Source organism: Ruegeria sp. BE9 (genome assembly GCF_056538765.1).
The window spans coordinates 114,845-133,770 of record NZ_JBQFTS010000001.1; the positions used below are offsets into that span (position 1 = coordinate 114,845).

At 54.3% G+C, this 18,926-nt stretch carries 19 protein-coding genes; 8 read left to right on the forward strand and 11 right to left on the reverse strand.

From position 1 onward, the window contains the following. Positions 1 to 62: 62 nt before the first annotated feature. The 4 genes from ACR0EO_RS00575 (at position 63) to ACR0EO_RS00590 (ending at position 3,240) form a co-directional block, all read left to right on the forward strand. Positions 63 to 812 (forward strand): alpha/beta fold hydrolase, encoded by a 750-nt coding sequence (locus ACR0EO_RS00575; RefSeq protein WP_480686450.1) that lies wholly within the window; start codon positions 63 to 65, stop codon positions 810 to 812. Beyond that, a complete protein-coding gene (locus ACR0EO_RS00580; protein ID WP_480686451.1) occupies positions 812 to 1,804 on the forward strand; it encodes an alpha/beta hydrolase in 993 nt (330 codons plus the stop codon). The genes ACR0EO_RS00575 and ACR0EO_RS00580 overlap by 1 nt, the downstream gene beginning before the upstream one ends. A 20-nt stretch (positions 1,805 to 1,824) precedes the next feature. After that, positions 1,825 to 2,439: a hypothetical protein gene (locus ACR0EO_RS00585; RefSeq protein ID WP_480688202.1), complete on the forward strand. Its 615-nt coding sequence runs from the start codon at positions 1,825 to 1,827 to the stop codon at positions 2,437 to 2,439. 84 nt (positions 2,440 to 2,523) lie between these two features. Beyond that, a complete protein-coding gene (locus tag ACR0EO_RS00590; RefSeq protein ID WP_480686452.1) occupies positions 2,524 to 3,240 on the forward strand; it encodes an alpha/beta fold hydrolase in 717 nt (238 codons plus the stop codon). Here the strand turns inward: ACR0EO_RS00590 and ACR0EO_RS00595 are convergent. Further along, positions 3,231 to 3,815, reverse strand: coding sequence for a DUF6151 family protein (locus ACR0EO_RS00595; RefSeq protein WP_480686453.1), 585 nt, complete (start codon positions 3,813 to 3,815; stop codon positions 3,231 to 3,233). The genes ACR0EO_RS00590 and ACR0EO_RS00595 overlap by 10 nt on opposite strands. Before the next feature lie 5 nt (positions 3,816 to 3,820). Continuing rightward, positions 3,821 to 5,092: a polyhydroxyalkanoate depolymerase gene (gene phaZ, locus ACR0EO_RS00600; RefSeq protein ID WP_480686454.1), complete on the reverse strand. Its 1,272-nt coding sequence runs from the start codon at positions 5,090 to 5,092 to the stop codon at positions 3,821 to 3,823. A 111-nt stretch (positions 5,093 to 5,203) separates the two neighbouring features. On the opposite strand from phaZ, the gene ACR0EO_RS00605 reads away from it, so the two are divergent. The 3 genes from ACR0EO_RS00605 (at position 5,204) to phaR (ending at position 8,274) form a co-directional block, all read left to right on the forward strand. Further along, positions 5,204 to 7,006: a PHA/PHB synthase family protein gene (locus ACR0EO_RS00605; protein ID WP_480686455.1), complete on the forward strand. Its 1,803-nt coding sequence runs from the start codon at positions 5,204 to 5,206 to the stop codon at positions 7,004 to 7,006. Positions 7,007 to 7,137: 131 nt separating this feature from the next. Further along, the gene (locus ACR0EO_RS00610; protein ID WP_480686456.1) at positions 7,138 to 7,584 is read left to right on the forward strand and encodes a phasin family protein; all 447 of its coding nucleotides are present in this window, start codon (positions 7,138 to 7,140) and stop codon (positions 7,582 to 7,584) included. Positions 7,585 to 7,719: 135 nt separating this feature from the next. Next, positions 7,720 to 8,274, forward strand: a complete 555-nt coding sequence (phaR, locus tag ACR0EO_RS00615; protein WP_480686457.1) for a polyhydroxyalkanoate synthesis repressor PhaR — start codon at positions 7,720 to 7,722, stop codon at positions 8,272 to 8,274. A gap of 66 nt (positions 8,275 to 8,340) precedes the next feature. Here the strand turns inward: phaR and ACR0EO_RS00620 are convergent, their stop codons facing one another. The 6 genes from ACR0EO_RS00620 to ACR0EO_RS00645 form a co-directional block, all read right to left on the reverse strand. Next, positions 8,341 to 9,555 carry a DegT/DnrJ/EryC1/StrS family aminotransferase gene (locus ACR0EO_RS00620; RefSeq protein WP_480686458.1) on the reverse strand — a complete coding sequence of 405 codons (1,215 nt, stop codon included), beginning with the start codon at positions 9,553 to 9,555 and terminating at the stop codon, positions 8,341 to 8,343. 111 nt (positions 9,556 to 9,666) lie between these two features. Continuing rightward, positions 9,667 to 10,971 (reverse strand): NAD(P)/FAD-dependent oxidoreductase, encoded by a 1,305-nt coding sequence (locus tag ACR0EO_RS00625; RefSeq protein ID WP_480686459.1) that lies wholly within the window; start codon positions 10,969 to 10,971, stop codon positions 9,667 to 9,669. 8 nt (positions 10,972 to 10,979) lie between these two features. After that, positions 10,980 to 12,338 carry a glutamine synthetase family protein gene (locus tag ACR0EO_RS00630; RefSeq protein ID WP_480686460.1) on the reverse strand — a complete coding sequence of 453 codons (1,359 nt, stop codon included), beginning with the start codon at positions 12,336 to 12,338 and terminating at the stop codon, positions 10,980 to 10,982. Further along, complete coding sequence (locus ACR0EO_RS00635) at positions 12,338 to 13,018, reverse strand: type 1 glutamine amidotransferase (RefSeq protein WP_480686461.1); 681 nt, start codon at positions 13,016 to 13,018, stop codon at positions 12,338 to 12,340. Before ACR0EO_RS00635 ends, ACR0EO_RS00630 begins: the two co-directional genes overlap by 1 nt. 58 nt (positions 13,019 to 13,076) lie before the next feature. Beyond that, entirely contained in the window at positions 13,077 to 14,396 is a 1,320-nt protein-coding gene (locus ACR0EO_RS00640; RefSeq protein ID WP_480686462.1) for a glutamine synthetase family protein, read from the reverse strand. Positions 14,397 to 14,613: 217 nt separating this feature from the next. Continuing rightward, positions 14,614 to 15,219 carry an ABC transporter permease subunit gene (locus tag ACR0EO_RS00645; RefSeq protein WP_480686463.1) on the reverse strand — a complete coding sequence of 202 codons (606 nt, stop codon included), beginning with the start codon at positions 15,217 to 15,219 and terminating at the stop codon, positions 14,614 to 14,616. A 770-nt stretch (positions 15,220 to 15,989) separates the two neighbouring features. Here ACR0EO_RS00645 and ACR0EO_RS00650 point away from each other — a divergent pair. Further along, positions 15,990 to 17,744, forward strand: coding sequence for a hypothetical protein (locus ACR0EO_RS00650; RefSeq protein WP_480686464.1), 1,755 nt, complete (start codon positions 15,990 to 15,992; stop codon positions 17,742 to 17,744). Between the two features lie 39 nt (positions 17,745 to 17,783). Here the strand turns inward: ACR0EO_RS00650 and ACR0EO_RS00655 are convergent, their stop codons facing one another. The 3 genes from ACR0EO_RS00655 to ACR0EO_RS00665 all read right to left on the reverse strand — a co-directional run bounded on the left by ACR0EO_RS00655 (position 17,784) and on the right by ACR0EO_RS00665 (position 18,917). Continuing rightward, the gene (locus ACR0EO_RS00655; protein WP_480686465.1) at positions 17,784 to 18,062 is read right to left on the reverse strand and encodes a pyocin activator PrtN family protein; all 279 of its coding nucleotides are present in this window, start codon (positions 18,060 to 18,062) and stop codon (positions 17,784 to 17,786) included. A 7-nt stretch (positions 18,063 to 18,069) separates the two neighbouring features. Then, positions 18,070 to 18,330: a pyocin activator PrtN family protein gene (locus ACR0EO_RS00660; protein WP_480686466.1), complete on the reverse strand. Its 261-nt coding sequence runs from the start codon at positions 18,328 to 18,330 to the stop codon at positions 18,070 to 18,072. 173 nt (positions 18,331 to 18,503) lie between these two features. Next, entirely contained in the window at positions 18,504 to 18,917 is a 414-nt protein-coding gene (locus ACR0EO_RS00665; protein ID WP_480686467.1) for a hypothetical protein, read from the reverse strand. Positions 18,918 to 18,926 lie beyond the last annotated feature (9 nt).

Consider the following 18,926-nt stretch of genomic DNA (forward strand, 5'->3'; position numbering starts at 1 on the left):
ATTCTGGAATTGCGACCATCGGTTTGCCGTGCATGATGTCACCTAAAGAGAAAGAGGATTTCATGGCAGCGACGGATTTTCTGGAAACACCGCAGGGGCGGCGCTTGGCGTATCACAAGAGTGAAGGCTCTGGTCCGACTATCGTTTTCTTGGGTGGTTTAAAGTCGGACATGGAGGGTACCAAGGCCGTACACCTTGAGGCTTGGGCGCAGGCGCGTGGGCAGGCATTCTTGCGGTTTGATTACTCCGGTCACGGCGAAAGCTCAGGCTCCTTCGAAGAAGGGTGTATTGGGGACTGGCATCAGGACACTGTGGCCGCCGTATCCACGCTGACCGAGGGGTCGCTTATTGTTGTCGGCTCTTCTATGGGAGGGTGGCAAGCGCTGCTGCTGGCAAAAGCTATGCCCGAGCGGATTGCCGGGATGGTTACTATCGCGGCTGCACCTGATTTTACTGAAGATGGCTATTGGGCGTCGTTCTCTGACGAACAAAAAGCGGCGCTTGAGACGGTCGGCCATGTGGAATTGCCCTCTGATTATATGGAGCCCTACATCATCACCAAGCGGATGATTGAAGACGGGCGACAGCAACTGGTGTTGCGGGACGCGCTGGAACTGCCATTCCCGGTGCGGTTCTTGCAGGGCACAGCAGACACGGCGGTGTCTACTGAAACAGCTGTTCGGTTGATGGACCATGCGACGGGCGCGGACATGCGGTTTTTATTGGTGAAAGATGCCGATCACCGGTTTTCGGACGGCCCCTGTTTGGGACTGATTGAAACCGCGGTTCTCGAGGTAATGGAGCGTAATTGATGCAGCGCTTTGGATGGATACTTGGCCGACTTTTGCTGGCTTTGGTTTTTTTGGGTGGGCTCATCTATTGGTTTGGGCCGCGTGAAGAAGTCGAACTGCACCCGCGTTTCGAGCCACGTAAGTTTGGTGAGGGGGTTCAGGTCTATTTCGAAAGTACCGAGTCTGCCTTTGACGACATCGTTCCCGGGGTCGAGAAGCGCGTGATCTGGCAGGACGGTTTCAAAGAACAACGCACACCCATATCGGTTCTGTACGTCCACGGTTTCTCGGCCTCATCAGAAGAAATTCGCCCTGTGCCTGATAAGGTCGCCGACGCATTGGGCGCCAATTTGATTTACACCCGGTTGCAGGGTCATGGGCGAGACAGTGACGCAATGGCTGAGGCTACCGCTTCAGGTTGGATGCGGGACATGGCCGAGGGGTTGGCCGCTGCGCGGGCCGTGGGTGATCAGGTCGTCGTTATATCAACCTCAACCGGCGGAACGCTGGCTGCTGCCGCTGCATTGGACCCGGAACTCAGTCAGGATGTTGCGGCGATGATCTTCGTCTCGCCCAATTTCGGCGTAAACACCTTCGGCGCTTGGCTTCCCGGCCTGCCTTGGGCACGCGAGTGGTTGCCATTGGTGATGGGTGAGGAGCGCGACGTTTCCGGCCCGGACCCCGAAAAGAACAAGTATTGGACATCGGTCTACCCGTGGGAGGCCGTCGTGCCTATGACCGTACTGGTTGAAACCGTCTATGCGCTGGACTTTTCGGGCGCACAGGTGCCGGCGTTGTTCTGGTTCTCGGATGACGATCAGGTGGTACGGCCGGACAAGACGCACAAGGTTGCAGAAGCATGGGGCGGTCCCTCGACGGTCAATCTGGTGACAATGGGGCCAGGGGATGATCCGTCTTCGCACGTGATCGCGGGGCGTCTTATGTCACCGGGGCAGACCGACGCGACGGTTTCAGGCATTCTGAACTGGCTCAAAGGAATAGGTGTGGACTAACGATGCGCAAACCCGGCAGCATGTGGAGCCTTGAAACGCTTGGTCGTGTGCGCCTGTCTCGTCATTTTTTTATGCGGGATTTCCTATATTCCGAAATCGGAAATTTCCATGAGAAACAGAACCTTCCCGAGAACCCGGATCTCGCAATCGAAACCGGTCGGGCATTTTGCCAAACCCTGCTGGATCCTCTTGAGGAAACCTTTGGCCGTGTCGCGGTCCGCTCTGGATATCGATCACCGTCGCTTAATCAGTTCGGCAATGAAAACCGTCTGAACTGCGCCAGAAATGACAATCCTTTAGAGTGTCACATTTGGGATCGGGGCGTGGGCGACGCGCGGATTGCAGGTGCCTCGATTGTAATTCCGTGGTTCGCCGATCAGTTTGAAAAAGGTCGGGACTGGCGGGATCTGGCGTGGTGGATGCACGATCATTTGGATTACTCTGAGATTTGGTTCTTTCCCAAGCTTTGCGCCTTTAACCTTGTGTGGCGCCCCGTACCTTTACGCAGGATAGACAGCTATATCGTGCCACGAGGATGCTTGCTGCGTCCGGGCGCCGAGCCTGATGAGGACCTGAACACGCGCCGCAAACGTTACGCTGACTTCCCGGAATTCAGGGGCATTGAATATCCCTGAACTTTAACTTGCTCGTTCCTCGAAAACCTCTCATCCTTGCAGAAAAGAAGAACGCCTTAGAGGTCGAGTATTAGGAGGCCCCGCGTGATCGAGCCGCTGGTTTTACTACCCGGACTGATGTGTGATGCACGACTTTTTGAACCCCAGATTGTCAAACTGTCGCGACATCGAGCCGTGACGGTGGCCCCCATCTCCCTTGGCGAGCGGATCGAAGAAATAGCATCTCGGCTTTTAGATCAACTGCCGCACCGGTTTGCGTTATGCGGATTGAGCATGGGTGGTGTCGTTGCATTGGAAATCATCCGGAGAGCTCCGGACCGGGTGTCGCGCCTTTGTTTGATGGCAACGGATGCACAGTCGGATACGCCTCAAACTGCGGCCGCGCGCGAAGAGCTTCTGATCGGGGCAAAAACGGGCCGTTTGGAGGATGTCATGCGCCGAATAATGGGGTCTGACACGTTGGCACCGGGTCCGCGGCGCATTCCGATTTTGAATGAGGTTATTTCCATGGCGATGGAAATGGGTCCCGACGTGTTTGAAAGGCAAGTTCGAGCCCTGCAAAGGCGGCCGGATCAGCAGGGTGAGCTAAGGCATATCAAAGTGCCGACGCTGATCTTGTGCGGTGCGCATGACACGCTGACACCGGTAAGAAAACATGCGTTTATGGCTGATCTGATCCCGGGGGCTGAATTAAAAGTGGTTGATGACGCGGGGCATCTGCCCACCCTTGAAGCCCCGAAGATCGTCAATGAGGCGCTTGATGAGTGGCTAGCTACTCCGGCGCGAGCCGTTCAAGGATAGAGCGTGGCCCGTTCGGCTTTGCTGAGGATGGTTGGTTCAGCCACAGGTTGCCCAGTTTCTGCATCGAAGAAAGGTGTCTTCTTCCAACTTCCGGATACGCGAGACTTTAAAACTCGCGTCACTAGCCCATAAATGGCAGATCCCAGCTTTTCATGCGTTTGCTTGCCGTTCGGCTTAGGCACAAACCCTCTTGTAGTGATTGGGGCGAGCCCACTGGCATCAGGTATCCGATGAACGATAAAGCCAGCAAAAGGGAACTTTGGAGTGCGCGTAGTTGTGGCGATCGGAGCGTTGCAGCAACTGGCATACCAGCGCAGCATCCCTTTTGGGCTTAGTTGCATAAGGGCAAGGTGTTCTGCACCTGCGTCGATCACAACCTCTTCCGGGGCCATATGCAAAACCTCAACGGGTCCGGGAGCGGGATCAGGTTGGCCAAAATACAACTGCGCAGCGCGGCAGTCGTGGCAGAAGCAAACCACATGAGTGGCCGATTGCACACCGGCCGCTGTAATGTACCCATGCAGAGTGCCGCAGGAACAGGAAAAAGCCGTATCTTTGGCCGCATTCCTGCTCATCTGGTTTAGGCGACTTTGTTTTTATTCGCCGCGCGCCGCGGAGATTTGCGCGAGTTGGCATTCATGAAGTCGATGACCAGCGGGCGGATATTGTCGCGCCAGCTGCGGCCAGCAAAGATGCCATAGTGTCCAGCTCCGGGTTCAACGTGGCTGGCCTTTTTAGAGTCAGGCAGGCCGGTGCAAAGGCCGAGAGCCGCGATACACTGACCTGGGGCGGAAATGTCGTCATTCGCGCCTTCGACCGTTTTGACTGCGACATCAGTGATTTTCCCGATGTCCACCTTGTGCCCCGCTACGATGAATTCGTTGCGAGCGATTTCGCGGTTTTTAAAGATCCGCTCGACCGTGGACAGGTAGAATTCGGCGGTCATATCCATGACCGCCAAATATTCATCGTAGAACCGGTTGTGCGCATCATGATCCGAGGCCTCGCCCCGCATAACGCGTTGAATTTGGTCCGAAAACGCTTTGGAGTGACGGTCCGCGTTCATTGACATAAAGGACGCCAGCTGAAGAAGGCCAGGGTAGACCATGCGCCCGACGCCTTTGTATTTAAAACCAACGCGTTGGATCATGGTTTCTTCCAGCTGACCCATCGTTACCCGGCGACCAAAGTCGGTCACGTCCGTTGGGGTCGCGTCTGGATCGACCGGTCCACCGATCAGCGTCAGAGTACTGGGCTGTGCCTTGGGCTCGACTTCGGCCAGATAGGCTGTGGCTGCCAATGTAAGAGGGACGGGCTGACAAACTGCAACAACATGTGTGTCCGGTCCAAGCTCTTTCATAAAATCGACAAGGTAGAGGGTGTAATCCTCAACATCGAATTTGCCCTCGGACACGGGAATATCGCGCGCGTTATGCCAATCTGTGACATATACTTCGCAATTGACCAGCAGACTTTTTACCGTGGACCGCAGCAAGGTCGCGTAGTGGCCAGACATGGGCGCCACCAGCAAAACTTTACGGGGTTGCTCTTCGCGGCCATTCACGCGAACGTGGATCAGGTCGCCAAAGGGGCGCTCCAACACAGGGACGATTTCGACCAGATGATCTTTTCCATCTTCACAGGTGTAGGTGCGAATGCCCCAGTCGGGCTTGGTTATCATACGCTGGAAGGTGCGTTCGGTCACTTCGCCCCAAGCAGCCATCATGCTAAATGCGGGGTTGGGCACCATCGAAAAGAGGGGGTAAGAAGCCATCGCGCTCGCAGTGGCACCCATCCACTGATTGGTGTTGCGCATGGTCTCCATCAGGTCGTAGGTCATCATGTAGCGCATGTGAAGGGACTCCTGAGTCTCAGCTTGAAAGTTCGGACCATTCGTCGCTTTGCCCCCCGACGCCCACGACGTTATTCTGCATGGCAGCGAGATTAGGGGGGAATTGTTAAAATGACAACAAGTGAAGACCAGTCGCCGAACTTGCCCGACGAACATATTGAACGACTTAAAGAAAATATGAGCAAAGTCGAAGAGCTGTCAAAACGACTTGTCGAAGTAATGGCTGGAAAAAAGACGCACACCCCTGCGCTTGACGGTCCGAATCAAGATTTGTTTGCAAAAGCAGCAACGGCTTACATGTCCGAGGCGTGGCAGAATCCAGCCAAGCTTTTGGAGCATCAAATTGAGTTCTGGGGTAAGTCGGTTTTGAACTTTGCCGAAGCCCAACAGGCCTTTGCCAAAGGCGAGACCGTGGAAAGCGAAACTGGTTCTAAGGACAAACGCTTCGCCAACCCGATGTGGGACAACAACCCCTATTTCCGTTTCATACGCCAGCAGTATCAAACAAACGCCGAGGCGATTTCACAAGCTGTCGCGTCGGTCGAGGATCTGGAGGACAAGGACAAGCAACGGCTTCGGTTCTTCTCGCAGCAGATCATCGACATGATGTCGCCAACCAATTTCCTCGCCACAAATCCAGACGCGTTGGAAAGGGCAGTTGAGACTGAGGGCCAGTCGCTGATCAAAGGGTTGGAAAACCTTGTGGCGGATCTTGAGGCCAATGATGGCGAAATGGTCGTCCGCCTTGCAGACGAAAACGCGTTCGAGGTGGGTGAAAACATTGCTACAACCCCGGGCGATGTCGTTTATCGCAACCGCATGATGGAGCTTATTCAGTACAAGCCGTCTACTGAATCCGTCCATGAAACGCCGATTATCTTGTTCCCGCCGTGGATCAACAAGTTCTACATTCTGGACCTCAAACCCCAGAACAGCCTGATCAAATGGATCACCGAGCAGGGCTATACCCTGTTTGTTGTAAGCTGGGTCAATGCCAACGAGTCCCACGCAGACATTGGCATGGACAACTATATCGAAGAGGGATTTCTGACTGCTATCGAGCAGGTCAAATCCATCTGCAAAGTTAAACAAATCAACGCGGTTGGCTACTGTATTGCCGGCACAACCTTGAACCTGACACTGGCTTTGCTCAAGCAACGCGGTGACAAGTCGGTCAAATCGGCAACGTTCTTCACAACTTTGACGGACTTCGGAGATCAGGGCGAGTTCACGCCATTCCTGCAAAACGACTTTGTCGATGGCATTGAAGAGCAGGTTTCTAAAGACGGCGTTCTCAGGTCGTGGGTGATCGGGCGGACAATGTCATTTCTCCGGTCCAACGATCTGATCTACGCTCCTGCAATACGCAGCTATATGATGGGCGAGACGCCTCCAGCTTTCGATTTGTTGTACTGGAACGGCGACGGCGCAAATCTGCCCGGACGCATGGCGGTGCAGTATTTGCGTGGATTGTGCCAGCGAAATGAGTTCGTCACTGATGGTTTCGAGCTGCTTGGACACAAACTGCATATTCGTGATGTAGACGTCCCGGTGATGGCAATCACGTGCGAAACTGACCACATCGCGGCTTGGAAGGCTTGCTACCTCGGTGTTCAGCAAATGGGTTCACGATCAAAGACTTTTGTAGTGTCCGAGTCCGGCCACATTGCGGGGATCGTAAATTCACCCAGTAAAAAGAAATACGGGCATTATACCAACCCTGATTTGAAGGTTGATGCTGATACCTGGCTGAAAGAGGCAGACTTCCATGAAGGGTCGTGGTGGCCGCTGTGGGAAGCATGGTTGCGTAAACGTTCCGGTAAGAAGATTCCAGCACGCACAATCGGCGATTCGGATCACCCTCCGCTGGCCCCGGCGCCGGGAACCTACGTTCTGGTTAAGGCAACTGATTGAATTATAGCCATTTTCAAATTTTCTTGCTGCATCGCAGCGAAAAGTCTTGCAATGCTGCGGTGCAGCAATCATATTGATCCCAAGCTGAAGAAAACCGGGGTGGGCTCGGTTCGGCAAAAAGGATTAATACAATGGCAAAGACTCAAGACTTTACCGCGACCCTGAAAGAAGTAATGGGCGCGTTCCCTGTTGACACCACCGCTCTGGAAGGAGCCTTCAAATCGACCGCGTCGCTGAACGAAAAGCTGTCGGGCGTTGCTCTGGAAGCTGCTGAGAAATCGGCTGAAATCTCGAACAAATGGACCAAAGACACCCTGGCCAAACTGACCGAGATGTCGAAAGCAAAATCTGAGCCGGCCGACTACGCAAAAGCCGCCACCGATTTCGCAAGCGCTTCGGCTGAAGTTGCTGCTGAAAACATGGCTGCATTCGCTGAAATCGCGAAAAAACTGCAAACAGAAACTGTCGAGCTGCTGATGGCTGCTGGCAAAGAAGCAGCAGAAGATGCAACTGCCGCTGTCAAAAAAGCCACCAACGACGTAACTGCTGCTGCCAAGAAAGCCGCTGTTGCCAAGTAAGTGAATGCCGCGAGGCGCATCCAATCCTCCCAACGGGTGCAATCGCGCAGGGCAGGTCTTTCGACCTGCCCTTTCTTTTTGTTCTGCGCTCGCATAATCTCTGCTGCAACGCATCATCCTTGGGGAGGGCAAACGGTGTCAGAACAAGAAAAACCGCTGTTGATCAAGCGTTATGCAAGCCGGCGGCTGTATAACACCGAGACCAGCGACTATGTCACGTTAGAAGATATCGCGGTCTTTATTCGCGAAGGGCGTGAAGTGCAGATCATTGATCTGAAAACCGGCGACGATCTAACCCGGCAATATCTGCTTCAGATCATTGCAGAACATGAAAGCCGTGGCGAAAACGTTCTGCCAGTCAATGTACTCAATGATCTGGTCCGCAGTTACATGCTGCCGGGCGGTGGGATGATGCCTCAATTCCTGCAAAGCTCGTTTGAGATGCTGCGTGAAAATCAAAGCAAGATGATGGAAAACATGAATGCGATGAACCCGATGTCGCAGATGCCGGGTTTCGAAGCACTGCAAGCGCAGCAACAAGCATTCCTAAAGGCAATGACAGGTGGTTTGTCTGGCGGGTGGTCCGGCCCAGAAAAAACTGAAGGGGACAAACCGGAATCCAAAGAAGATCTGGATGACATCAAAAAGCAGCTCGCCGAACTGCAGCAGAAGCTTTCCAAACTTAATTGATTAACCGATCTCGGCTGTTAAAAAAGGCCCGCAACTGGCGGGCCTTTCGCTGTTTCTGGGATGAGCTTAAGTGCCAAACGCCATTGTAGGAGCGGTGATTTCACCGACTGAAGCCAAGATAATATCAGCGATTGCGTCCAATTCTTCGCGGGTCAGTCGCACTGGCAGCCGTACATCGCAGGCATTCATCAGCATCGCGCGTGTTTGAGGCAGATCTACTTGCTCTGGCAGGAACTGCCAATTCCAGAATGCACGTGCGTTGTCTTCACTGAGACCAAAGACTTGCACCTTCACTCCTCGGGCCTCTGCTGCAGAAGCAAATGCGCGAGTGTCTTCCTCGCTCAGATTGACCAGATTGAACTGAATTGAATCCGGTGCTCGACGCTCGGGTGTTAGGGGGGCAGGGACGTCGATATACGGCGATGTGTTCAGGCGTTCGGCTACATAGTCATGATTAGTCAAACCATCGCGCACGCGTCGCGCCAATTCGGGGATTTGCGGTCGGATAACGGCGGCGCTCAGATTGCTCATTCGTAGGTTATAAAGCGGCAACTGGTTCTGCCAGCGTGCAAAGGCTTGCTCCAGTTCTGGAGAGTTATCCCCATGCGGCCCTTTATGTTTCTTCCAGTTATGCTCGTATGCGCCAGACATGATGACGGCACGTGCCACCAGATCGGCGTCATCGGTGATCAAAATGCCGCCTTCACCGGCGTTGATCATCTTGTAAGACTGAAACGAAAAGCAGCCGACTTTACCAATCGTACCAATGTTTTGTCCGTGCCAAGTGGTGCCCAACGAATGAGCTGCGTCTTCGATCACCGGAATGTCACGCTCATCACACAAGGCCATGATTGCGTCCATGTCCGAGGTATGGCCACGCATGTGGCTGATGATTACGGCCTGCACGCCATCTAGCTTTGCTTTGAAATCAGCCAAGTCGATGCGATAGTTCTCACCGACTTCACACAGAACCGGAATGCAATCCGCGTGTACGATGGACGACGGTACGGCGGCGAAGGTGAAGCCGGGGATCAGAACGCGTGCATCACGCGGCAGACCCAGCGCCTTGAGCGAAAGAAACAAAGCCGCCGAGCAAGACGAAACGGCTAGCGCGTATTTGGTGCCCAGCAGCTCTGCGAATTCAGCTTCAAGCAGAGCGACAGGCGCGTCTTGCGGTGCGGTATAACGGAACAGGTCGCCGGACTGCATCAGGGCGTCGATGGCTTCTCTGGCGGCTGCGGGGATGGGTTCGGCGTCATGAACGTTTGGTACAATCGTCATATTTGGTTTTCCCGAATTCTATCTTTGGGAAAGATAAAGCTAAACTTTGGGCAATCCAAGCCCCCAATCGCCGAGTTGGCGAAAATTCACCATTTTGTTGCAATCAAAAGATTAGAACCCGAGGCGGTCCCTGAGGGCGAACCAAGTCATCGCAAGAACCAACAGCGGGCTTCGCAACGCCGGGCCGCCTGGGAAGGGCTGGGCCGGGACACGCGCCATTGTATCGAACCCTTCGGCTTGCCCTTGGATCGCCAATGCCATGAGTTGCCCGGCATGCGTGGCTGTTCCCACGCCGTGACCTGAATAGCCCGAAGCTGACAGGATATTCGGTGCGAGCCGCGCCAGGTAAGGCATCCGACGCATAGTGATCGCCAATGTACCGCCCCATGCGTAGTCGATTTTCACATCCTGCAGATGAGGAAAAATCTCGGCCATAGGTTTGCGCACCTTGGCGGCGATATCGGTTGGAAAACGATAACCGTAACTTTCACCGCCGCCGAACAGCAGGCGGTTGTCGGCGCTGAGGCGGAAATAGTTCACAACGAACTTTGTGTCGGCGACCGCGACATCTTGGGTCAATACCCGAGCTGTTTCGGCGCCGAGTGGTTCAGTCGCGGCGATGAAGTTGTTTATGGGCATAACGCGCGATGCCACTTTGCCGTTCAGATCGCCTAGGTAGCCGTTACACGCCAAAACTACATGCTCGGCGGTCACTTTACCCAGCGCTGTGTTCACGACTGCCGGTCTAGTTTCCTCAACACCTGTAACCTCGGTGCATTCAAAGATGCGCACGCCTGCCTTCGCCGCCGCTTTGGCCAGACCCAAGGCGAAGTTCAGGGGATGCAAGTGTGCGGCCCCCATATCAAGGTAACCACCTTTGTAGGCGGGCGAGGGGCACAGCGCTTGACCTGCGTCTTCGTCTAGAATCTCCATCTGGTCATAACCGTACCGGTCAGACAAATGGCCCGCGTGTTCGTGGAGCGCGTTCTGTTCGGACTTGGAAAGGCTCAGAACTGCTACACCGGATTTTAGGTCGCATTCGATTTGGTGTTTGGCGATCAGCGATTTCACCAAATCCTTGGCGTCTTCCGCAAGACCCCAGAGTTTTGCGGCATCACCATCGCCGACCAACTTCTCAAGGTCTTCTTGATCCATCCGCTGAGCGCTGCCTAGCTGGCCACCATTGCGGCCAGATGCACCAAATCCAACGCGGTGCGCTTCTAGCAATACAACAGCGAACCCGGCCTCTGCTAAGTGCAGGGCTGCCGAGAGGCCCGTATAGCCGCCACCGACCACGCAAACGTCGGCTTTCACATCCTCTGAAAGCGCGGGAAACCGGTCAATCTGGTTGGCTGTTGCCGCATACCAACTGGCCGGGTACTCGGCTTTGCGATCGTTAGAATAGAGAAGATTCATCCCACGCCTCAGACGTTCAGCAGTAGATGCTCACGCTCCCACGGAGAGATAACCTGCAGGAACTCCTCATACTCGGCGCGTTTGACGATGCCATAGACGCGCGCGAATTCGGGGCCGAGCACTTCGTGCAGGGCAGTCGCTTCATCAAACAGGTCCAGCGCATTGCCCATGACCTGCGGGATATCGCCTTCTCCTTCGTAGGCGTCGCCATAGAATTGACGGCGGGGGCGTTCCTGCTGGGTCAGGCCCAAGTAGCCACAGGCCAACGACAGCGCGATACCCAAGTATGGGTTGCAGTCCATACCTGCGATGCGGTTCTCTACGCGTCGTGCTTCGGGGCCTGACAGAGGAACGCGGATGCCAGTCGTCCGGTTGTCGCGTGCCCATTCCAGGTTGATAGGCGCAGCGTGATCTTTGACGTAACGGCGATAGGAATTCACGTACGGTGCCATTACTGCAAGCCCGGCTGGCAGGTGGTTCTGCAATCCGGCAATGAAGTGATAGAACGCATCCGTCTCACCGCCTTGCGGCCCCGAAAAGATGTTCTGTCCGGTCTCGATATCGATAATCGAGTGATGGATGTGCATGGCCGAGCCGGGCTCATCCTCGATCGGTTTCGCCATAAAGGTGGCAAAGCAATTGTGCCGTAGGGCAGCCTCGCGGATCAGACGTTTGAAGTAGAACACCTCGTCGGCCAGTTTGACCGGGTTGCCGTGGCGAAGGTTGATCTCCAGTTGGCCTGCGCCGCCTTCTTGCGTGATGCCATCGATTTCAAAGCCTTGATGTTCGGCGAAGTCATAGATGTCGTCGATCACCGGGCCGAATTCATCTACGGCGGTCATCGAATAGGCTTGTCGTGCGGCTGCTGGTCGACCCGAACGACCCATCATCGGCTTGATGCCCTGCGCGGGGTCTACATTCGGGGCTACCAGAAAGAACTCCATCTCAGGGGCAACAACCGGCTTCCAGCCCTTGTCGTGGTATAGCTGCACGACACGCTTCAGCACGTTACGCGGGCTAAAGGGGATCGGGTTGTTGTCCCGATCATAAGCGTCGTGAATTACCTGTAGCGTCCAGTCGCCGGTCCACGGTGCGGCGGAGGCGGTCGTGAAGTCGGGCTTAAGGATCATATCCCGTTCAATGAACCCGTCTTCGCCCGCGGCTTCGCCCCAGTCGCCGGTGATAGTCTGGTAAAAGATGCTATCGGGCAGGTGGAAATACGTTTGTTTCGCAAACTTCGAAGCAGGCACCGCCTTGCCGCGGGCAATGCCGGGCAGGTCCGAGATGATACACTCGACCTCGTCCAGTCTCTGGCCTTCGATATAGGTCCGGGCTGCCTGAGGCAGCTGATCTTTCCAGTCGGCCATCAGGCCCTCTCTTTCTTCAGAAATTCCGCCATGTGTTGCCCAATCTTTGGGTTGTCATCATTTGCGGGCAGGCGATTGGAAGCAGCCTGCATAAGTTCATCGGGGACAACGCCTTTTCCCCTTGTTTCCATCAGGCCGGCAATAAAGCCGTCGCCGTATTCAGGGTGGGCCTGAACAGTCCAGATGGTATCGCCATAGGCCACCATGGCGTTCTGGCAGAAGGCGTTCGATCCGGTGACCTCTGCGCCTTCGGGCAGCGAAACGACCTGATCCTGATGCCATGCATTCAGCGTTACGGTTTGGCCGTCAAAATCATAGTCAGTGCGCCCTACGGCCCAGCCACCGTTGAACTTTTCGACTTTTCCGCCGAGCGCCTGCGCAATGATCTGGTGGCCAAAGCAAACACCGATCAAGGGGTTGCCGCTTTTCTGGATCTCGCGAATGAGATCCTCAAGGGGCGGAATCCACACATGGTCTTCGTACGCTCCGTGGCGCGAGCCAGTAATGATCCAGCCATCGGCCTGATACGCACTTTCGGGGAACTGATTGTCAACGACCGCAAAGGTTTCAAAGTCAAAGCCGTTGCCATCCAAAAGCGCACGAAACATTGCGTCGTATGCGCCGAATTGGTCGTGCAATTCGTCAGGTGGATGGCCGGTCACTAGGATGCCGATTTTCATGGGTCACCAAATTTGATCAAATTTATTCTAGCCCACCGAATTCAGGTGAGCAAGGGGGTCATACTGCCTCGAGATAGCTGAGCCAGTGTTCTTCGGGTGGGCGTTCGCCAAAGCGTCGGATTTCCTGCCGCTTGGTCATGGCCATGTATCGGATCAGATCCGCAGGAAAAATGCGCGCCACGTGCGGGTCTGTTTTGAAAGCGTCGATCGCTGCGCTCCAGTTGCTGGCCAACTGTGGCAGGCCTTCGATCTCATAGGCGTTGCCCGAGATTGGTTCGGGTGGGTTTTGCTGATCTTCGATCCCATTCAACGCTGCCCCAAGAACTGCGGCCAGCATGAGGTAAGGGTTTATGTCGCCGCCTGCGACGCGATGTTCGATCCGTCGTGCGGCCGGCGCGCCACCGGGAATGCGGATCGCGGCAGTGCGGTTTTCGTAAGCCCAGCTTGCTCCGGTAGGGGCGTGTGCGCCGGGAACGAGACGCGTGTATGAGTTGCCGTGGGGCGCAAATATCAGCGTGCTGCCTGGCATTGCGGCCAAACACCCCGCTACCGCCCAGCGCAACAGATCTGTGCCTTCGGGTCCGCCATCGTCGAACACGTTGCGGCCTTTTTCATCCACAACCGAGAAATGGACGTGCATCCCGTTGCCAGCATCATTGTCATAGGGTTTAGACATGAAGGTGGCGGTAAAGCCGTGCTTGCGAGCCAACCCACGGGCCAACGCCTTGAAAAGCCACGTATCATCAGCACAGCGCATGGCGAGCTGATGGTTCAGGTTTATTTCGAACTGGCCAACGCCGCTTTCGGAAATTGCCGTCTGGGCAGGAATACCCATCGCTTCGCAACCGTCATAGAGTTCGGTGAAGAACGCATCGAAAGCGTCCATTTCCGCCATTGAAAGAACGGCTTCGTCCGCCAGACGTCGCCCGGTGACCGGGTTTATCGGAGGCTGCGGTTGTGATCCCGAAGCATCCAGCAAGGTGAACTCCAGTTCAGTCGCCGCGATGACGGACCAGCCGTGCTGAGCATAGCGTTCAAGCACTGCCGCCAAAGCATGCCGTGGGTCACCGGCAAATGGTGCGCCAGCGTCGTCGTAAAGGCACATCGGCACAAGAGCTGTGTCTGCCGCCAGCCAGGGCATTGGAACCGGGCCACGATCTGTAGGCAGCAACATTCCGTCCGCATCACCTGTTTCAAAGACCAATGGGCTGCCATCAATGTCAGCGCCCCACAGGTCGACATTCAGCGCGGAAAAGGGCATTCGCACCGCGCCTTTGTCCAGCTTCGAGGCGTAAGAGGGCGGAACGCGTTTGCCGCGCAGTTGGCCGTTCAGGTCACAAGCAGCGACGCGAAAGCTATGCAGGGCGCTCAGGTCCATTGGTGTCTCCATCACTCTGGTTTCCCGAGGTGTAGTCGACACAGAGCGCGTTGTCACTAAATTTGATCAAATTTTCCACCGCAGTGAAAATCTCGAAGGCGACAGGGTTCCTTTGGAAGAGCGATCAGATGTTCTGTGCAACCCTCTGTAGGGATTTTTGAGCGTCGGCTTCTACACGGAAATCGCGGTTGTCTTTTGTTGCTGCTTTTTGCGTCGTTTAGTGAATGCCCGTGGTCAGGCCGCGCACCAGCCATCTTTGTAAAAGGATCACTACGACGGCGGGCGGCAGCAGCGACAGCAGTGCCAGTATCATGCCAGGAGTGCCACCAAACCCTGTATAGGCCATCCCACGAACGAGAGTGTCGTGATCTTGGCTGGTAGTGGTGATCATGATTGGCCAAACATACTGATTCCAGCCCAGCACAAAGAGAATGGCGAAAAGTGCGGCCATCATAGGCAGCGACAGCGGTACAATGATGTCCCACAAAATGCGCATGGGACCGGCGCCATCCAATTGGGCGGCTTCGATCAACGATCCGGGAATCTGGCGCATGTACTGGCGAAAGACCAGAACTCCTAATCCGCTGGCTGTAATCGGCAGGATCATACCGGCATAGGAGTTAAGAAGTCCGAGATCGCTGGCTATCGCAAATGTAGGCAGAATTCTGGTCTCGATCGGAAAGAACATCGCTACAAGAATTGCGCCGTAAATTACTCCACTAAATGGCAGGCGGAAGAAAACAAGGGCGTAGGCTGCCGCGAGCGACATCGAACATTTCAGAACCGCGACGCCCAGGGCTAGCACGAGCGAGTTCCACATCATTTTTGCGGCGCCCAACCCAGCGCCGCTCAGCCCCCCATTCCACACCTTTAAAAAAAGAACCCAAAGCGCTGTGGGTTCTAGCGCAGAAAACAGTTGCCAAAGCAAAAAGCAAACCGGGCCGGTCATGAGAATGACCCCGGCAATAAGTATCAGGTGATCTAAGAAACGGCCTTGGGGCAAAAATACAGGTCCAGAAAGAAGTGATGGGTGCATCACCACCCGACAATGCAGGTTTGTCACGGTCGCTGTAAAACCACAAGATGACGTGTAAAACGTAACTGCGTCAGTGCTTTGGGGGTTCGGTCGTGGTGCTATTTGTGAGTTCGAATGGTGCGTAAGAGGGGTTGGATTTTCCAGGGCATGCCGCATTCACGCTAAAAACTACGCAATAGAATTAGTCAGGCCGCAAAGAAACCTAAAAGCTATATGCAAAGGTGGCGTTCCGCTCCAAAACGATGCTACAAGGCGCGCTCGGCGCCGTATGGAATGGGGCCGCGAATGGAAACGGCTCAAATTGGTGCCAAGACTGAGTAGTGCGACGGATGGGAACTTCGGAAAATCCTGAGAAACTAGGTTCTGCAGACGTGCGGCAAGCTGCACGTCTATCTGTCGCGCCGATGATGGATGGGAGCGACGCTTTCTGAAACCCCTTGTTTTGTTGGGTTTAGTTGGTGCCATCAGAATCTGTAGCACTGGATGTAGCACCGTTATATTTAATGACCATTCTATCACAGCCAGTATAGCCAAGCATATTTCAAGGAAACAGTTCTTTGCCTAAAAACTATCTTAGTGATTTTCCAATCCCCGAGGATCAATTGCCCGAGCTGTTACACGGCATGCTTGAGCCCGTGGGTGAAGAAGCTCAGCACAAAGTTATCGTAGCAAAAAGGCATGAGCTTGACCCCTACGGGCCAAGCCGTGAGCATCTTCATATGCTGATGGCATGTGTGCCAGAGGACAAGCTTGAAGGGCTACGTGTCTTGCAAGAAGCAGGCGATGGCCTTGTTTCCTCTTCTACGCCCTACGTCCAAGACAAGGGTGGGTGTGCGGAGTATGTTCCATCAGTTTCCGGATTTGATTACGTGGTCGCAGCCTGGGGCGATGGATCGTTCTTTAGCTACAATCTTGCTGAAAAAGTCTGGATGTCTCTTGGGCTTTCCCCCCGTTGTATCGGCGGGGAACATCAACGACTTTCCTATGATGATTTTGGGTTGCCGGAATTCGGCGTCGCAGAGGGCGAGATTTCGACGGAATATTTTTATTCCTCGAAGAGAAATGTTCAATGGGTCATGAGTAACGAATACCTGCGCCGGTATCTATGGATGCGTGGCAGCTTTGGAGTTCGCGTATTCTTTTACGAAGCGGTGTTGCCGGACACACCTGAACTTCGATCCGTGATGGAAGGCGCATCCCATTTTAATGTACAGCCCGAAGGTGGTTGGTATGAACTCGACTTGCGCGAACACAACGGTGGACTATTGATCCAAGTTTGGGCGTCGGTCGTTGCAGTGTCTCCTGAGCTTTGTTCGGCGCCAGATGCCGATGGCCTCGTTTGGCCCGGCGTTGAAGGTTCTATGACACATGATCGTGCAAATGCGCTCGTTGGGTATGAAGAAGTTGTTTATCTTGATGACCGATTTCTTGAACGCTACGAGCAAAGTGATCATTTCGACACCATGCCAGTCAATGCCGAGGGAAGATGGATTTGCAGTCCATCCTACAAAGGGCAATGGAGCTTTACGGATCTAATCCGGGTCGGTCGAAACATGGTTAGAGCATCGATAAGAGAGCTCTACAAACCTAAGCCTGATCGAGAAATTGTCCACGCGCATTCTTTCGCCTTGGAACCCGCGCTGGTCGGCGAGCTCGATCATGAAGAAGAGCATGTAGCTTCAAAAGTCGAAAGGTTGGCTGACCAATTATTAAACCTTGGCGATCATCTCGCGGCATTGAGTGAAAAACTCGGCATTTCGAAGACGCCCAGCGAAATTGTCGGTTTTTCCCGCGCGGAAATTGCCGCCAATGGGTGGCTCGGATATCCCGAGCTTTCGCGTCTTGCGCAAGTGGCTCCTCTTTCAATGACTGAGCAAGCATTCCTCACGCGATGCAAAAGTCTCTATGAAATATGGCAACGTATCCCCAATAGTTTCTTGCGTCAGATTGTCCGGAAGGCTGGCCATTCGACAAATGACGTAAATGGACTCGGGAGCTTGAAGCTCCTGCAGGCTTTGTCGAACATCGCCGAGCGCCTAAACACAGAAGGCGATGACGTAGACTCATTTGATGCAGACCCGGAAACCGGAGATCTCACTGAAAGGAATCCTGCACTTGCCCCACTGTTTATTAACAACGAACTGCGTATAGCTGACGCTCACGACGCTGGTGGCGTGTATGCCGCGTTGGAGAGTGTTGGTTTTGATGTTGCGGCGTTGAACGAGGGCTATGGACGGGCCCTCGACACGGTCTTTGATGAAGTTATTTCAGCATTTGCCTATCTAAATGGCCAGCTTGAGGCATTGATTTAATAAGGTTTGCATCGACTAAGATGGAGTTCCATTGACTATTCATAGTCTCTCACCCTTGGCCGCATGTGTGAATTCCTCCATCCTGATTGCCGCAGCAGAACGCCGATCTTGGATGTATCGGGCCAGAATTGTTAAGGGTACTCTGCTCGAGCGGACTGCTTTCAAGTTACTGGACGGCAGGTCGAATTGGATTGCTCCTCCTTTGATTTTTCGTTCAAGAGCCTCTGGTTTGAGACCAAAATACTCTCTTGCCATCTGCGAGAAGGGGATATCCTCTTGCCCATCATGTCGAGCCAACAGCAGCATTAGTGTCGTCATTTTGGCCTCAATGCCCCATTAGTCGCAGTTCTTTCTCAGCAGCTGCACGGCGTGCATCAATGTAGTCCGCCAGATCAACCAAATGGACGCCCTTTGCGCATTTCTGGCTTTCTTCCTCCATCAGTACGAGTGGAAGCCGAATTTCCCCAGATCGGATCTTTTCATGGAACTTCCCGACAGAAAGGTTGAACCAATCCCGCGCGACGGTTTCAGTGTCGATAATCGCTTTGGCGTTATACATTGCCATCATCATGATCGCCGTGTTCATTAGATTTCCTCTTGATTGACAGCCTTTTCGGTGTGGCTGCTTGGGTTGCGAAAACCGCCACCCTTGGCGACGGTTTTGAGGAAATGGCTCAAATCGGTTCTTGCAGAAGGATTTTTTTAGGGGTTTGAAACCTAATTTTCCGGCGAACAAAGCTGCTGCCGGGAAGACCAGCTTCAAACTTGAGCCAGCAACCGTTCAGTTTCACGGATGGCAGCTGTTTTGTCGTCGAGTGCCCATTTCGCATTGCGGAATTGCCGCCAGCGCCAGGCTAAATTGATAAGATCGATAGCTTTGAGATCGAAGATATGCTCAGTCTCGACATCTCTTTCGAGGACCCGGTCGCCGAGGCCCTCCCTATAGCTATTTGTGAATCGGCGAATTTGATCCCCGAAGAGGTCGATGCGCTCATCATCCATTTCGTCAAGATCACGGCGATCCCCAAGGCTGCGCAACAATCCCAGCACGAATGGCTTGGATGTGCCCTGTGGAACCAGACCGACTTCCCGCCATTCCTGCGCAAACAGGCGACCCTGGGTAATTACCGCCAGCACCAATTCGTGTGTTTCCCGTTCCGTCTGTTCATCCATATTGAGTTC

Excerpts from the sequence above, each read along its gene's own strand:
- ACR0EO_RS00575 (WP_480686450.1), top strand. The coding sequence starts at position 63 with ATGGCAGCGACGGATTTTCTGGAAACACCGCAGGGGCGGCGCTTGGCG.
- ACR0EO_RS00580 (WP_480686451.1), top strand. The coding sequence starts at position 812 with ATGCAGCGCTTTGGATGGATACTTGGCCGACTTTTGCTGGCTTTGGTT.
- ACR0EO_RS00585 (WP_480688202.1), top strand. The coding sequence starts at position 1,825 with ATGTGGAGCCTTGAAACGCTTGGTCGTGTGCGCCTGTCTCGTCATTTT.
- ACR0EO_RS00595 (WP_480686453.1), bottom strand. The coding sequence starts at position 3,815 with ATGAGCAGGAATGCGGCCAAAGATACGGCTTTTTCCTGTTCCTGCGGC.
- phaZ (WP_480686454.1), bottom strand. The coding sequence starts at position 5,092 with ATGCGCTACATGATGACCTACGACCTGATGGAGACCATGCGCAACACC.
- ACR0EO_RS00605 (WP_480686455.1), top strand. The coding sequence starts at position 5,204 with ATGACAACAAGTGAAGACCAGTCGCCGAACTTGCCCGACGAACATATT.
- ACR0EO_RS00610 (WP_480686456.1), top strand. The coding sequence starts at position 7,138 with ATGGCAAAGACTCAAGACTTTACCGCGACCCTGAAAGAAGTAATGGGC.
- ACR0EO_RS00620 (WP_480686458.1), bottom strand. The coding sequence starts at position 9,555 with ATGACGATTGTACCAAACGTTCATGACGCCGAACCCATCCCCGCAGCC.
- ACR0EO_RS00625 (WP_480686459.1), bottom strand. The coding sequence starts at position 10,971 with ATGAATCTTCTCTATTCTAACGATCGCAAAGCCGAGTACCCGGCCAGT.
- ACR0EO_RS00630 (WP_480686460.1), bottom strand. The coding sequence starts at position 12,338 with ATGGCCGACTGGAAAGATCAGCTGCCTCAGGCAGCCCGGACCTATATC.
- ACR0EO_RS00635 (WP_480686461.1), bottom strand. The coding sequence starts at position 13,018 with ATGAAAATCGGCATCCTAGTGACCGGCCATCCACCTGACGAATTGCAC.
- ACR0EO_RS00640 (WP_480686462.1), bottom strand. The coding sequence starts at position 14,396 with ATGGACCTGAGCGCCCTGCATAGCTTTCGCGTCGCTGCTTGTGACCTG.
- ACR0EO_RS00645 (WP_480686463.1), bottom strand. The coding sequence starts at position 15,219 with ATGATGTGGAACTCGCTCGTGCTAGCCCTGGGCGTCGCGGTTCTGAAA.
- ACR0EO_RS00655 (WP_480686465.1), bottom strand. The coding sequence starts at position 18,062 with ATGACGACACTAATGCTGCTGTTGGCTCGACATGATGGGCAAGAGGAT.
- ACR0EO_RS00660 (WP_480686466.1), bottom strand. The coding sequence starts at position 18,330 with ATGAACACGGCGATCATGATGATGGCAATGTATAACGCCAAAGCGATT.
- ACR0EO_RS00665 (WP_480686467.1), bottom strand. The coding sequence starts at position 18,917 with ATGGATGAACAGACGGAACGGGAAACACACGAATTGGTGCTGGCGGTA.